This window comes from Kitasatospora sp. NPDC047058, from assembly GCF_040643935.1.
GTDB lineage: Bacteria > Actinomycetota > Actinomycetes > Streptomycetales > Streptomycetaceae > Kitasatospora.
Genome location: NZ_JBEYVJ010000173.1, coordinates 1 through 15,106, shown reverse-complemented (window position 1 = coordinate 15,106; position 15,106 = coordinate 1). Strand labels below are relative to the sequence as shown.

9 protein-coding genes are annotated in these 15,106 nt (G+C 71.1%); all 9 read left to right on the top strand.

What is annotated here, in order from left to right; all coding sequences use genetic code 11:
* The coding region (locus tag ABZ885_RS23795; protein WP_360192067.1) for a SpoIIE family protein phosphatase at positions 1-2,692 on the top strand (2,692 nt) is incomplete at its 5' end.
* Positions 2,693-3,051: 359 nt separating this feature from the next.
* On the top strand, positions 3,052-5,526 hold the full coding sequence (locus tag ABZ885_RS23790) for a SpoIIE family protein phosphatase (protein ID WP_360192064.1): 2,475 nt from the start codon (positions 3,052-3,054) through the stop codon (positions 5,524-5,526).
* A gap of 168 nt (positions 5,527-5,694) precedes the next feature.
* Positions 5,695-7,479, top strand: a complete 1,785-nt coding sequence (locus tag ABZ885_RS23785) for an ABC transporter family substrate-binding protein (RefSeq protein ID WP_360192061.1) — start codon at positions 5,695-5,697, stop codon at positions 7,477-7,479.
* 266 nt (positions 7,480-7,745) lie between these two features.
* The gene (typA, locus tag ABZ885_RS23780) at positions 7,746-9,650 is read left to right on the top strand and encodes a translational GTPase TypA (RefSeq protein WP_360192058.1); all 1,905 of its coding nucleotides are present in this window, start codon (positions 7,746-7,748) and stop codon (positions 9,648-9,650) included.
* 424 nt (positions 9,651-10,074) lie between these two features.
* The gene (locus ABZ885_RS23775) at positions 10,075-11,706 is read left to right on the top strand and encodes an ABC transporter substrate-binding protein (protein ID WP_360192055.1); all 1,632 of its coding nucleotides are present in this window, start codon (positions 10,075-10,077) and stop codon (positions 11,704-11,706) included.
* A gap of 89 nt (positions 11,707-11,795) precedes the next feature.
* Positions 11,796-12,740 carry an ABC transporter permease gene (locus ABZ885_RS23770; RefSeq protein WP_360192052.1) on the top strand — a complete coding sequence of 315 codons (945 nt, stop codon included), beginning with the start codon at positions 11,796-11,798 and terminating at the stop codon, positions 12,738-12,740.
* Positions 12,733-13,674, top strand: a complete 942-nt coding sequence (locus ABZ885_RS23765; RefSeq protein ID WP_360192049.1) for an ABC transporter permease — start codon at positions 12,733-12,735, stop codon at positions 13,672-13,674. The genes ABZ885_RS23770 and ABZ885_RS23765 overlap by 8 nt, the downstream gene beginning before the upstream one ends.
* A 19-nt stretch (positions 13,675-13,693) precedes the next feature.
* A complete protein-coding gene (locus ABZ885_RS23760; protein ID WP_360192047.1) occupies positions 13,694-14,743 on the top strand; it encodes an ABC transporter ATP-binding protein in 1,050 nt (349 codons plus the stop codon).
* The coding region (locus ABZ885_RS23755; protein WP_360192044.1) for an ATP-binding cassette domain-containing protein at positions 14,736-15,106 on the top strand (371 nt) is incomplete at its 3' end. The genes ABZ885_RS23760 and ABZ885_RS23755, both read left to right, overlap by 8 nt.

Below are 15,106 nucleotides of genomic sequence, written 5' to 3'. Positions count from 1 at the left end.
CTCCCCGCCGCTCTTCCGATCTCGGCTCGCGGACGACGGGTTCAGCCTCTTCCTGGAGCTCGGGCCGCACCCGGCCCCCGCCCCCGACGCCCCCTCGCCGGACCAGCCCGCACCGTCCCTGGTGGTCGCCGACGCCGCCCCGCCGGCGGGCCTGCGCAGCCGCCCCGGCCGGCCCTTCCCCGGTGGCCCTGGCCCCGAGCCGGGCGGCCCCGGTGCGCAGGGCGAGGGCAACCTGCTGGACGTGGTCCGGGTGGCCATCGCGATCCTGGACACCGCCGGCCGGGTGGTGCTCTGGAGCCCGGCCGCCGAGGAGCTGCTCGGCTGGCCGAACGAGCTGCTGGTCGGCCGCCGGATCGACGAGCTGATCCCGGACCAGGAGCAGGTCGTCCGGATCCGCGCGGCGATCCAGGACACCCTGCGGCACGGCCGCTGGGCCGGCCCCGCCGAACTGCAGGACCGGGACGGCGTCCCGGTCGCCGTGGACGCCCGGATCTCGCTGCTGGTGGACGGCGACGGCACCCCGTTCCTCCAGGTCAACCTGGCCGAGGCGGCCGCCCTCCGGGCCGTCGAGCGGGACCTCGCGGTCCGGGACGCGCTGTTCGAGCAGTCCCCGCTGGGCATCGCCGTCCTGGACACCGACCTGCGGTACACGGCGGTGAACCGGACCCTCGCCGAGATGAACGGCATGGCCACCGAGGACCACGTCGGGCGAACCACCGGCGAGACGCTGCCCGAGCGGGCCGCCGACGAGATCACCGCGATCCAGCGCCAGGTGCTGGCCACCGGCGAGCCGGTCATCGACGTCACCCTGGCCTCGCCGGTCACCGCGCGCTCCGGCTACCGCTCGATCTCCTACAGCCGGATGACCGACCGGGCCGGCCGGGTGCTCGGCATCTCCGGCACCGTGATGGACGTGACCGAGCGCTACCGGGCGGTGGCCAAGGTCGAGCACGCCCGGCGCCGGCTCTCGCTGCTCAACGAGTTCGGCTCCCGCGTCGGCGACCTGCTGGACGCCTCCCGGATCGCCCAGGAGCTGGCCGGCGCCGTCGTGCCCCGGCTCACCGACCACTCCGCGGTCATCCTGCTGCAGGCGGTCGCGCACGGCGACGACCTGCCCCGGCACGGCCACGACCGGCGCACCTCGCTGCTCCAGCTCGGCACCGCCTCCGTCCAGGACGGCCCCGAGGTGGAGGTGATGCTGCGCCGCGGCGCCCGGATCACCTTCGCCGAGGACTCCGCCTGCGGCCGGGTGCTGCGCACCGGCGTCCCGGAGCTGCTCTCCGGCGCCGACCAGCTGGGGGACGTCACCTACCCCGGCGACCCGAAGATGCAGGCCGCCCACGACCTGGGCGTGCACTCGATGCTGGTGGTGCCGCTGCGCGCCCGCGGCATCGTGATCGGCCTGCTGCTGGTGAGCCGGGCCGGGTACCGCGAGGGCTTCGACCGCGACGACCTGGCCTTCACCGTCGAGCTGGCCGACCGGGCCGGCAGCTCGCTGGACAACGCCCGGCTCTACGCCCGTGAGCGCACCGCCGCGCTCACCCTGCAGCGCACCCTGCTCCCGCAGCAGGTCCCGCAGCCCAGTGGCGTCGAGGTCGCCTACCGGTACGTGCCCGGCAGCAGCGGCACCGAGGTGGGCGGCGACTGGTTCGACGTCATCCCGCTGCCGGGCGACCGCACCGCGCTGGTGGTCGGCGACGTGATGGGCCACGGGCTGCGGGCCGCCGCCACGATGGGCCGGCTGCGGACCGCCGTCCGTGTCCTGGCCGCCCTCGACCTGCCGCCGGACGTGCTGCTGCGGCACGTCCACGAGCTGGCCGACGACCTCGCCCAGGGGCCGGACGAGGCGCTGCTGGCCACCTGCGTCTACGCGGTGTTCGACCCGGCCACCGCGAAGCTGACGGTCGCCAAGGCCGGCCACATCCCGCCGGTGCTGGTGGTGCCGGCCGAGGAGGCCGAGGGACCGACCCGGACCGGCGGCCCGCTGCCCGGCGGTGCGGGCCGGATCCTCGACCTGCCGTCCGGCGCCCCGCTCGGCGTCGGCGGCGTCCCGTTCGAGGCGGTGGAGCTGAAGATCCCCGAGGGCAGTCTGCTCGCGCTCTGCACCGACGGCCTGGTGGAGTCCCGGGACAAGGACCTCGACGTCGGGCTCGGCCGGCTGATCACCGTCCTCCAGCAGCCGTACGCGTCCATCCAGGGGGCCTGCGAGGCCGTGCTCGACACCATGGAGCAGGGGCGGGAACCGGACGACGTCGCGCTGCTGCTGGCCCGGCTGGGGCACGGCCAGGCGGGCACCCCGACGGCCGGCTGGACGCTGCCCGCGGAGCCGACCGCCGTCTCCCGGGCCCGCCGGCTGGTCCGGGGAACGCTCGCCGAGTGGGGCGTCGAGGCGCTGACCGACACCGCGGAGCTGCTGGTCAGCGAGCTGGTCACCAACTCGGTCCGGTATGCGAGCGCACCCATCGGAGTACGGTTGACGCTGGGCGAGACGCTGCTGGTCGAGATCTCCGACCCGCTGCCCGACCCGCCCCGCGAGCGCCACGCGGCCGAGGCCGACGAGGGCGGCCGGGGGCTGGAACTCGTCCGTCGGCTGGCGCTCCGCTGGGGCGCCCGGGCCGAGGGCATGGGCAAGGTCGTCTGGTTCGAGCAGGCCCTGCCGGGTAATGAGCCCGACGAGCCGGGAGTCGAGTAGGACGCGAGTAGAACGGGGCTGCATATGCCATCGGGAGGCCGGGGGGAGCGCGCACTCCGGCAGGGGGCGCGAGCGTGGCATTGTGGTTGCGCGGGCGGTAGGACAAAAACCTTCGCCCGATCTGATGTTGTGATGTTGAGGGCGTGTGAACGTACCCCTCGATGATGAATACTCGGTCTTCTCGACATCCGGACGGTCGCGGGTTTGGAGGGGTCGGTCCGTTGAACAGCACCCCGGCGCGTAACGCGCCGAGCAGCAGCGGTCATGCCGCTGTGCCCGGGCAGGCCGGGTCGCCACACCTGCCCGTCCCCCCGGGGCGGCAGGCCGCACCGCCCGCCCGCGGGCGGGACCCCCACCCGGTGGTCGGCACCGACCAGTGGGGCGCCGGGGACCCGGGCTCGATCTACGACTACATCCGGGTCGCCACCTTCGCGATCGGCCCCGACGGCCGGATCAGCCAGTGGAGCGAGCGCGCCGCCGAGTTCTTCGGGGTGCCCGCCGCCGAGGCGGTCGGCGCCGACCCGATCAGCACCTTCGTGCCGCGCGAGCTCTGGCAGCGCGGCCGCGCCCGGCTGGAACGCACCCTGGCCGGCGAGGAGTGGGTCGGCACCACGCCCTACCGCGACGCCACCGGCGGCGAGGGCCTCGCCGAGCTCTACCTGATGCCCGACAGCGCCCTGCCCACCGCGGGTGCCACCTGTCTCGCCGTCGACCTCGGCCGGCTGCGCCGGATCGAGACCGACCTCGCCGCCTCCGAGGCCGTGTTCGGCCAGACCCCCACCGGCTTCGTCCTCTTCGACGACCGGCTCCGGCTGCAGCGCGTCAACGACGCCTTCGCCTCCGGCATGGGACTGGCCCCCACCGACCTCGAGGGCCTCACCGCGCACGACCTCTTCCCGCCCTCCGAGGCGGACCGGCTCACCGCCGCGCTGCGCAAGGTCCTCGCCACCGGCGAGCCCGTCTTCGACCTGCGCTTCCACTCCGCCGTCCCGACCCGCGAGGGCAACCGGCTCTGGGCCGTCTCGCTGTACCGGCTCAACGGCTCGGCCGGCCAGCCGGTGGGCGTGGCCGGCCAGGTCTCCGACGTCACCAGCCGGCACGTCGCCGAGCGCGAGGCCGACGGCGTCCGCCGCAACCTCGCCCTGCTGAACGAGGCCAGCGCGCACATCGGCTCCACCCTCGACCTGGAGACCACCGCCAAGGAGCTGCTGGACGTCGTCGTCCCGCCGTTCTGCGACCTCGCCACCGTCGACCTCTACACCGCGCTGCTCTCCGGCGAGACCGTCCCCAGCGCCGGCCGCTACGGCGACGGCGTGCTCACCGACGGCAGCGGCGAACTGCGCCGCGTCGCCGTCTCCAGCGTGGTGGGCGGCGCCTCCTCGGTGCTCGGCTCCGTCACCGGCCTGCCGATCGCCGAAGCCGGCGGCACCCTCTGCTACCCGCGCCGCTCCCCGCACGCCCGGGCGCTGCGCACCGGCCGCAGCGTCGTCCCCGAGCCCGGCCCGGACCCGCTGCTGCGCTCGACCCTGATCGTCCCGCTGGTCGCCCGCGACCAGGTGCTCGGCCTGGTCCAGCTCTCCCGCGCGATCGGCAGCGAGCCCTTCGACGCCCGCGACGTCGCCATCGCCGAGGAGCTGGTCGCCCGGGCCGCGGTCTGCATCGACAACGCCCGGCTCTACCGCCGCGAGCACGAGCGGGCCCTGATCCTCCAGCGCAGCCTGCTGCCCCCGGGCAACCCGGCGGCCAGCGGCCTGGAGATCGCCTGCCGCTACCTGCCCAGCAACAACAACACCGAGGTCGGCGGCGACTGGTTCGACGTCATCCCGCTGCCCGGCAACCGCACCGCCCTGGTCATCGGCGACGTGATGGGCCGCGGCCTGCGCGCCGCCGTCGCGATGGGACAGCTGCGCACCGCCGTCCGCACCCTGGCCATGCTCGACCTCGACCCCGCCGAGGTGCTCACCGCCCTCGACGAGATCGCCCGCGGCCTCGGCGACGACACCGCGCCGGCGGGCGCGCCCACGGCGTACGGCCGGCTCACCTCCACCGCCGACGAGGAGGCCCGCGAGGTCTACCTGGCCACCTGCGTCTACGCGGTGTACGACGCCGTCACCCGGCGCTGCATCTTCGCCAACGCCGGCCACCTGCCGCCCGTGCTGCTCAGCCCCGGCGAGGGCTCCCGGATGCTCGACGTACCGCCCGGCCTGCCGCTCGGCGTCGGCGGCGAGCCCTTCGAGGAGGTCGAGCTCACCCTGCCGGACGGCGCCGTGCTCGGCCTCTACACCGACGGCCTGGTGGAGAGCCGCAAGCACCAGCTGGACGAGGGCCTGCGGGCCTTCCGGACCGCGCTCTCCGCCGAGGGCAAGGGCCTGGAGGAGCTCTGCGACCACGTCCTCGGCGAGCTCAACCCGCACCACGGCGAGGACGACATCGCCCTGCTGATGGCCAAGGTGCACGCCTTCCCCGAGGACGCGGTCGGCAACTGGTTCCTGCCGCCCGAGCCCACCTCGGTGGCCAAGGCCCGCGAGCTGGCCTGCAGCTGGCTACTGGCCCGCGGCCTCGACGAGCTGGTCGACACCACCGAGCTGCTGGTCAGCGAGCTGGTGACGAACGCGCTCCGGCACGGCCGCGGCGAGATCCGGCTCCGGCTGCTGCGCGACCGCGGCATCGTCTGCGAGGTCTGGGACGACGGCTACGCCCAGCCGCGGCAGCGGCGCGCCCAGGAGACCGACGAGGGCGGGCGCGGGCTCCAGCTGGTCAGCCTGCTGGCCGAGCGCTGGGGCAGCCGGCGCACGCCCAAGGGCAAGATCGTCTGGTTCGAGCTGGCGCTGTAGGGCCGGCCTCGGCCCTCGGCCGGGGGGTGAGTGGGCGAGTGCCCCGCCCCGAGCGGGGTCGAAGCGCCCCGGCGGCGAGCGGGCGAGTATCGGCCGACCGGGTGCAGTCTTCCGGCGGCCGCCGTGTCGCCGGGCCGGGGCCCGGCCGGGCGGCGTTGCATGGCCGCCATGCGCGTCCGCCAGCTCACCGCCGCCGCAGCCGCCGCCGCGCTGCTGCTCGCCACCGGGGCCCTGGCCGGCTGTTCCGGTGCCCCGGTACCGGCCCGCACCCCGGCGCCGGTCCCCTCCTCCGCCCCGCCCGCGGCCGTCACCGGCGACGTCCGCCCGTACGACCGGGACGGACTGCGGGACGGCGGCACGCTGCGCTGGGCGCTGGACGCCGTCCCCGCCACGCTGAACCTGTTCCAGCCCGCGGCGACGGCGGACTCGGCGCTGCTGGCGCACGCCCTCTACCCCGCGCTGTTCCGGCCCGACCCGCACGACCGCCCGGTGGCCGACCCGGACTACCTGGTGTCCGCCGAGTCCACCCCGCCCGGGCAGCAGCCGCAGGTGGTCACCTACCGGCTCAACCCGCACGCGGTCTGGAGCGACGGCACCCCGCTCTCGGTGGCCGACTTCGCCGCCCAGCGGGCCGCGCTCTCCGGCCTCGACCCGGCGTACGCCGGCACCCGCCCGGCCGGGTACGACGCGATCGACTCGATCACCCAGGGCGCCGACCGGTCCGAGATCAAGGTCGTGTTCCGCCGCCCGTACGCCGGGTGGCGCGGCCTGTTCGCCCCGCTCTACCCGGCGGCCGGGACCTCAGGCCCGGCCGCCTTCAACCGCCCGCTCGCGGGCGGGGACGGGCCGACCGCGGGGCCCTTCACGGTCGCGGGGTACGACGCGGCGGGCGGGCGGGTCACCCTGGTGCGCAACCCGCTCTGGTGGGGCGACTCACCGAAGGCCGACCGGATCGACTTCCTGGCCACTCCGGCCGAACGGCGGCTGGACGCGCTCGACCAGGACCGGCTGGACATCGCCCCGCTCACCGCGGCCGTCGACCGGGCGCAGGCGGCCCCCGGCAGCTCGGCCGACCTCGCCCAGGCCTCCGCCCAGGCGCTCCGGCGGGCCGAGGCCCTGCCCGGCATCACGGTGCACCGGGCGTCCGCCGCCTCGCTCACCCAGCTCACCCTGAACGCCACCCGCGCGCCGCTCACCGACCCGGCCGTCCGGCAGGCCCTCGCCCGGGCCGTCGACCGGCAGCGGACCGCCGACGCCGCCCTCACCCCGCTCGGCCTGCCGGCCGCGCCGCTCGGCAGCCACCTGCTGGCCGGCGACCAGGACGGCTACCAGGACAACAGCGGCGCGATCAGCGCCGCGGACCCGGGCCGGCTGCTGGACCGGGCCGGCTGGAAGCGCCCGACCGGCGGCGGTACCCGCACCCGTGGCGGCAAGGAGCTCGCGCTCACCCTGGTGATCCCGGCCGACTCCGCCCTCGCCCGGCGCACCGCCGACGCGCTGACCGCGGGCCTCGCGACGGCCGGCATCGCCGTGCACCCGCTGGCGGTGCCCGCCGAGGCACTCCTCCGCGACCACCTCACCACCGGCGACTACGACCTCGCCCTCTTCTCCTGGCCGGCCGGGCCCGACCCGGCGGCCGACCAGCGGTCCGTCTACGCCAAGCCGCGCCCCGGCCCGGACGGCGCCCTGGAGACCGGCACCAACTACGGCCGGACCGGGACCGAGGAGATCGACCGCCTGTTCGACCGCGCCGGCGCCGAGCTCGACCCCGCCGCGCACCTCGCCCTCCTCCAGGAGGCCGACACCCGGATCTGGCAGCTCGGCCACTCGGTGCCGCTGTTCCAGCGCCCCGACCTGGTCGCCGTCCGCGACGACGTCGCCGCCGCGGGCGCCTGGGGCTTCACCTGGCCGCGCTTCCAGGACGTGGGCCTGCTCGACCGCCGTCCGGAGTGATCCGGCAGGCGTCCGCCGGGTGAAGAGCCGGTGATCCACCTGTGATCTTGATCCCGCCCGAGCTGCTCGTTTCGGCCCACCTGGGCGGTTCCACGTACGATAGGAGGAAGCCGCGGCATGTCCCGCCCGGCGGGTGGACCGGAAGTAGCAGACGGAACGGGCGTCGGTGATCGACAGGATCGCCGGTCGGCCACGCGGCAGAGCCGCTGATCGTCACCGCCGCGGCCGGGCGCCGTAACCCACGATTCCGGGAGAATCTGCTAGGCATGCCCACGCGCAACGACATCCGTAACGTCGCCATCGTCGCCCACGTCGACCACGGCAAGACCACCCTGGTCGACGCCATGCTGAAGCAGGCCGGCGCCTTCGCCGCCCACCAGCAGCTGGACGACCGGATGATGGACTCGAACGACCTCGAGCGCGAGAAGGGCATCACCATTCTCGCGAAGAACACCGCGGTCAAGTACCACCCCAAGGACGGTGGCGCGCCGATCACCATCAACATCATCGACACCCCGGGCCACGCCGACTTCGGTGGCGAGGTCGAGCGCGGTCTGTCGATGGTGGACGCGGTCGTCCTGCTGGTCGACGCCTCCGAGGGCCCGCTGCCGCAGACCCGCTTCGTGCTCCGCAAGGCGCTCACCGCGCGGCTGCCCGTCATCCTCTGCATCAACAAGACGGACCGCCCGGACGCCCGGATCGACGAGGTCATCAACGAGACCTACGACCTGTTCCTGGACCTGGACGCGGACGAGGACCAGATCGAGTTCCCGATCGTCTACGCCTGCGCCCGTGACGGCGTGGCCTCGCTGACCAAGCCGGAGAACGGCAGCGTTCCCGCGGACAGCGACAGCCTGGAGCCGTTCTTCTCCACCATCCTGGAGCACGTCCCGGCCCCGACCTACGACGAGGACGCGCCGCTCCAGGCCCACGTCACCAACCTGGACGCCGACAACTTCCTCGGCCGCATCGCGCTGCTCCGCGTCGAGCAGGGCGAGCTGCGCAAGGGCCAGACCGTGGCCTGGATCAAGCGCGACGGCACGATCTCCAACGTCCGCATCTCCGAGCTGCTGATGACCGAGGCGCTCACCCGCAAGCCGGCCGAGGTGGCGGGCCCGGGTGACATCTGCGCCGTCGCCGGCATCTCCGACATCATGATCGGCGAGACCCTGGCCGACACCGAGAACCCGATCGCGCTGCCGCTGATCACGGTGGACGAGCCGGCCATCTCGATGACCATCGGCACCAACACCTCGCCGCTGGTCGGCCGGGGCGGCAGCGGCAAGGGCGCGGACGCCAAGTCCGGCGGCCGGGTCGACCGCAAGGTCACCGCCCGCCAGGTGAAGGACCGCCTGGACCGCGAGCTCATCGGTAACGTCTCGCTGCGCGTCCTGGACACCGAGCGCCCGGACGCCTGGGAGGTGCAGGGCCGCGGTGAGCTGGCGCTGGCCATCCTGATCGAGACCATGCGCCGCGAGGGCTTCGAGCTGACCGTCGGCAAGCCGCAGGTGGTCACCAAGGAGGTCAACGGCAAGACGCACGAGCCGGTCGAGCGCCTCACCGTGGACGTCCCCGAGGAGCACATGGGCGCGGTCACGCAGCTCATGGGCATCCGCAAGGGCCGGATGGACAACATGTCCAACCACGGCTCGGGCTGGGTCCGGATGGAGTTCGTCGTGCCGTCCCGCGGCCTGATCGGCTTCCGCACCGAGTTCCTCACCAGCACCCGCGGCACCGGCATCGCGCACTCGATCCACGAGGGCCACGAGCCGTGGTTCGGCACCCTGACCACCCGCAACAACGGTTCGCTGGTCGCCGACCGGGCCGGTGTCGTCACCGCCTTCGCGATGACCAACCTGCAGGAGCGCGGCGTGCTCTTCTGCGAGCCGGGCACCGAGGTGTACGAGGGCATGATCGTCGGCGAGAACTCGCGCTCCGACGACATGGACGTCAACATCACCAAGGAGAAGAAGCTCACCAACATGCGGTCCTCGAACGCCGACGTGGCCGAGTCGATCGTCCCGCCGCGCAAGCTCTCGCTGGAGCAGTCGCTGGAGTTCTGCCGCGAGGACGAGTGCATCGAGGTGACCCCGGAGACGGTTCGCATCCGTAAGGTCGTGCTGGACCAGAAGGACCGTGGCCGTACCGCCTCGCGCGCCAAGAAGGCGTGATCTCTTCCCCTGAGGCCTAGGCCGAATCGAAGGCCCCCTTTCCTAACGGAGAGGGGGCCTTCGTTTTAACTACTCCAAGTTGTCGACGCGCGTATAAACGGAATAGCGCTTATCACGGTGGGGTGTCCGCTGAGCGAACGTGACAGTCCGTCATTCATGACAACTGTCCGTTTAATGCCTGTCTGAGTATGTCTCATATGTCCGATTTTCGAAACTTACCGACCGTTCATGTGACCTAATTGAGATCGGCATTGGTCACTTTCGTGTCCGTGCGTGACACATAGTTGGTGCAGTCAGGCTCGGGTCAAGGGTTAACGCGCAGGGGTGCGCGCCGAAACCACGAGCGCGGACGGCACAACGGAAGCGGCGCCAGCCGCCCGTGGTGCTCTCCTCGTTGGAAAGTCGATTTCAGGAGGCATCCCCCATGCGCGGTGCAACCCAGACCAAGTGGCTTGTCGCGGCGACCGCGATCGCCCTCGCTGCGACCGCTTGCAGCACCAGCTCGAAGAGCAGTGACAGCAAGAGCGCGTCCGGCGGCAACATCGCCGTCCAGCTGGGCGAGCCGCAGCACGGTCTGGTTCCGCAGAACACCGCGGAGTCCGAGGGCAGCGAGGTCGTGGGCGCGGTCTTCGCCGGCCTGGTCGACTACGACCGCAAGACCAACGCTCCGAAGCTGCGCATCGCCGAGTCGATCGAGTCCCCCGACAGCAAGGTCTGGACGATCAAGCTGAAGGACGGCTACACCTTCCACAACGGCGAGAAGGTCACCGCCAAGTCCTTCGTGGACGCGTGGAACTGGGGCGCCAACCAGGACAACGCCGCCGAGGGCCTCCCCTTCTACTCCAAGATCGAGGGCTCCGAGGAGCTGGCTCCGGGCAAGGGCAAGACCCCGACCGCCAAGGAGCTCAAGGGCCTGAAGGTCGTCGACGACAAGACCTTCACCGTCACCCTCTCGGCGCCGTTCTCGCAGTTCAAGACCATGCTCGGGTACAACCCGTTCTACCCGCTGCCGCAGGCGTTCTTCGCCGACCCCAAGGCCTTCGGCGACAAGCCGATCGGCAACGGCCCGTTCGAGATGGACGGCAGCTGGGAGCACAACAAGCAGATCAAGGTCAAGCGCTACGAGAACTTCCCGGCCTCGGACGGCAAGGCGAAGCTCGACGGCGTCACCTTCAAGATCTACGACAACCTGGACACCGCGTACAACGACCTGCGCGCCGACAACATCCAGGCCACGGACAAGCTGCCGATCTCGGCCCTGTCGACCGTCAAGAGCGAGTTCGGCGACCGCTACATCTACAAGCCGGAGTCCGGCGTCGGCTACATCGGCTTCCCGATCTCGACCAACCCGGCGTTCGCCAAGCCCGAGATCCGCAAGGCGATCTCGATGGCGATCGACCGCGAGGCGATCACCAAGACCATCTTCTCGGGCACCCGCGTCCCGGCCGACGACTTCGTCAACCCGCTGATCCCGGGCTACCGCAAGGGCGCCATGGGCGACGCGGCCAAGTACGACCCGGCCAAGGCCAAGGACCTCTTCACCCAGGCCGGCGGTCTGCCGGGCAACACCCTGGAGCTCGGCTACAACGCCGACGGTGGCCACAAGGAGTGGATCGAGGCCGTCGGCAACCAGCTGAAGAAGAACCTCGGCGTCGAGGTCACCTTCAAGCCGTTCGAGAAGTTCGGCAAGATCCTGGACGCGCTGGGCGCCAACCAGTACCAGGGCGCCTTCCGCATGGCGTGGTCGATGGACTACCCGTCGATCGAGGACTACCTGCGTCCGATCTTCTCGAAGATCGCGATCGACAACGGCTCGAACTACGGCGGCTACGTCAACGACAAGTTCGAGACGCTGCTGGACCAGGCCGACCAGGCCAAGACGGACGACGAGGCCATCAAGCTGTACCAGCAGGCCGACGACGTCCTCGTCCAGGACCTGCCGTACATCCCGGTGTACACCTACATGTCCTCCGCTGCGTACAGCAAGAAGATCAAGAACTTCGACACCGACGCCCAGGGCCGCATGAACCTGGCCGAGGTTGAGCTGGCCGGCTGATCCGGTAGTCAGACGATCGGGGGCGGGCGGACCGGACTACAGTCCGAGTCCTCCCGCCTCCCTTCCTTGTCCGAAAGTATGGAGGTCTGATGGGCCGCTATGTCATCCGCCGACTGATACAGGCAATCCCTGTCCTGCTCGGCGCGACGCTGCTGATCTACGCGTTGGTCCACTACCTGCCGGGTGACCCGGTACAGGCGCTGGCCGGCGAGAAGCGAGCCGACCCGATCGTGGCGGAGATGATCCGCCAGAAGTACCACCTGAACGACCCCTTCCTGGTCCAGTACTGGAACTACATCTCGGGGGTCTTCCAGGGGAACCTCGGTGAGAGCCTGACCGGTCGCTCGGTGACCGAAATGATCAGTGAGGCGTTCCCGTACACCGTCAACCTCGCCCTGGTCGCCTTCATCATCGAAGCGGTCATGGGCGTGCTCGCGGGTGTCATGGCGGCCCTGCGCAAGGGCAAGTTCATCGACCAGCTGGTCCTCATCAGCACGCTGTTCGTGATCTCGATCCCGGTCTTCGTCACCGGCTTCATCCTCCAGCTGGTGCTGGGCGTGAAGCTGAAGAACGACTACGGCATCGACTTCTTCCCGGTCTCCTTCAACGAGGACGACGGCCTGCGGGCTTACCTGCTGCCGGCCTTCGTGCTCGCGTCCACCTCGCTGGCGTACGTCGCCCGCCTGACCCGCACCAGCCTGATGGAGACCATGCGCGCGGACTACGTCCGCACCGCGGTCGCCAAGGGCCTGAAGCGTCGTCGGGTGATCGGCCGTCACGCCCTGCGCAACGCGCTGATCCCGATCGTCACCTTCCTCGGTGCCGACCTGGGCGGCCTGATGGGCGGCGCGGTCATCACCGAGAAGATCTTCAACATTCACGGCATCGGCGGCCTGCTCGCCCAGTCCGTGTACCAGAAGCAGGGCACGGTGATCGTCGGCATGGTCACCCTGCTGGTGATGATCTACCTCATCACCACCCTGCTCGTGGACATGCTGTACGCCGTGCTCGACCCGAGGATCCGCTATGAGTGACACCATCACCGTGGGCAGCGAGGCCCCCTCCGAGGACAACAACCCGAAGAACGCCCCGGAGAAGAAGCAGAAGCCGGAGCGGGTGGCCAGCCTGTGGTCGGACGCGCTGCGCGACCTGCGCCGCAACCCGATCTTCATCATCGGCGCCGTCCTGGTGCTGATCCTGCTGGTCATGGCGGCCCTGCCGCAGCTCTTCACCAGCGGCAGCCCGTTCGACGGCAACGCCTGCGACCTCAACAACTCGCTCCAGCGCCCGAGTGCCGAGCACTGGTTCGGCTTCGACGTGCAGGGCTGCGACGTCTACACCCGCACGGTGTGGGGCGCCCGCAACTCGATCATCGTCGGTGTCCTGACCACGCTGCTGGTCACCGTCGTCGGTTCGCTCCTCGGCCTGCTGGCCGGCTGGAAGGGCGGCCTGGTCGACTCGATCCTGTCGCGCTTCACCGAGATCTTCTTCTCGATCCCGCTGCTGCTCGGCGGCATGCTGATCATGTCGATGCTCGGCAAGGGCAACGCCTACACCGTGTCGCTGGTCATGGCGGTCCTCGGCTGGCCGCAGATCTTCCGCATCATGCGCGCCTCGGTGCTGGCCAACAAGCACAACGACTACGTGATGGCGGCCCGCGCGCTGGGTGCCAGCAGCAGCCGGATCACCTTCCGGCACATCGTGCCGAACGCCATCGCGCCGGTCATCGTGATCTCCGCCATCAGCCTGGGCGTCTACATCGGCGCCGAGGCGGCGCTCTCCTACCTCGGCATCGGCGTTCAGTCCCCGGAGATCTCCTGGGGTCTGATGATCAGCGACGCGTCGGTCCGCTTCCTGGCGGCCCCGCACGTGCTGCTGTTCCCGTCGGCCGCGCTGAGCATCACCGTGCTGGCCTTCATCATGCTCGGCGACGCGGTCCGCGACGCCCTCGACCCGAAGCTCCGCTGAGAGAAGAGGTGACGACCCGATGACCACCGTGATCGAGAAGAACCAGAAGACCGGCCGCCTTGAGGTTGGCACCCCGCTGCTGGAGGTCAAGGACCTCCACGTGGAGTTCCACACCCGGGACGGCGTCGCCAAGGCCGTGAACGGCGTCAACTACTCCGTTGCCGCCGGCGAGACCCTGGCGGTGCTGGGTGAGTCCGGCTCCGGCAAGTCGGTGACCGCCCAGACCATCATGGGCATCCTCGACATGCCGCCCGGCAAGATCAGCCAGGGCCAGATCCTCTTCCGCGGCCAGGACATGCTGACCATGAAGGAGGAGGAGCGCCGGCAGATCCGCGGCCAGAAGATCGCGATGATCTTCCAGGACGCGCTGTCCTCGCTGAACCCCGTCATGACCGTCGGCGCCCAGCTCGGCGAGATGTTCCGGGTGCACCGCGGCGCCTCCAAGAAGGAGGCCCGGGAGAAGGCCATCGAGCTGATGGAGCGGGTGCGCATCCCCGCCGCCAGGCAGCGCGTCGGCGACTACCCGCACCAGTTCTCCGGCGGCATGCGCCAGCGCATCATGATCGCCATGGCGCTCTCCATGGAGCCCGACCTGATCATCGCCGACGAGCCCACCACCGCCCTGGACGTCACCGTCCAGGCCCAGGTGATGGACCTCCTCGCCGAGCTGCAGGCCGAGTACAACATGGGCCTGATCCTGATCACCCACGACCTCGGCGTGGTCGCCGACGTCGCGGACAAGATCGCCGTGATGTACGCTGGCCGGATCGTCGAGACGGCCCCGGTGCACGAGCTGTACGCCAACCCGGCGCACCCCTACACCAAGGGCCTGCTCCGTTCCATCCCGCGCCTGGACCAGAAGGGCCAGGAGCTGTACGCGATCAAGGGCCTGCCCCCGAACCTGCTGAAGGTTCCGGCCGGCTGCGCGTTCAACCCTCGCTGTGACGTCGCCACCGACCTGTGCCGTACGGAGATCCCGACGCTGCACCAGGTGACGGACAAGGACGGCAAGGAGCTCACCGGCCGCCGCAGCGCGTGCCACCTCTGGAAGGAGACCCTCCATGGCTGAGCCCATCCTGGAGGTCAAGAACCTGGTCAAGCACTACCCGCTGACCCAGGGCATCCTCTTCAAGAAGCAGGTCGGCGCGGTCAAGGCGGTCGACGGCGTCTCCTTCGAGCTGGCGAAGGGCGAGACCCTCGGCATCGTCGGCGAGTCCGGCTGTGGCAAGTCCACGCTGGCCAAGGTGCTGATGAACCTGGAGCGGGCCACCTCCGGCGAGGTCCTGTTCAAGGGCGAGGACATCTCCAAGCTGTCCGGCGCGGCCCTCAAGGCCGTCCGCCGGAACATCCAGATGGTGTTCCAGGACCCGTACACCTCGCTGAACCCGCGCATGACGGTCGGCGACATCATCGGGGAGCCGTTCGAGATCCA

Bases quoted from the DNA above. Each gene is read 5' to 3' on its own strand.
- ABZ885_RS23775 (WP_360192055.1), top strand. From the start codon at position 10,075: ATGCGCGGTGCAACCCAGACCAAGTGGCTTGTCGCGGCGACCGCGATC.
- ABZ885_RS23765 (WP_360192049.1), top strand. From the start codon at position 12,733: ATGAGTGACACCATCACCGTGGGCAGCGAGGCCCCCTCCGAGGACAAC.
- typA (WP_360192058.1), top strand. From the start codon at position 7,746: ATGCCCACGCGCAACGACATCCGTAACGTCGCCATCGTCGCCCACGTC.
- ABZ885_RS23785 (WP_360192061.1), top strand. From the start codon at position 5,695: ATGCGCGTCCGCCAGCTCACCGCCGCCGCAGCCGCCGCCGCGCTGCTG.
- ABZ885_RS23770 (WP_360192052.1), top strand. From the start codon at position 11,796: ATGGGCCGCTATGTCATCCGCCGACTGATACAGGCAATCCCTGTCCTG.
- ABZ885_RS23760 (WP_360192047.1), top strand. From the start codon at position 13,694: ATGACCACCGTGATCGAGAAGAACCAGAAGACCGGCCGCCTTGAGGTT.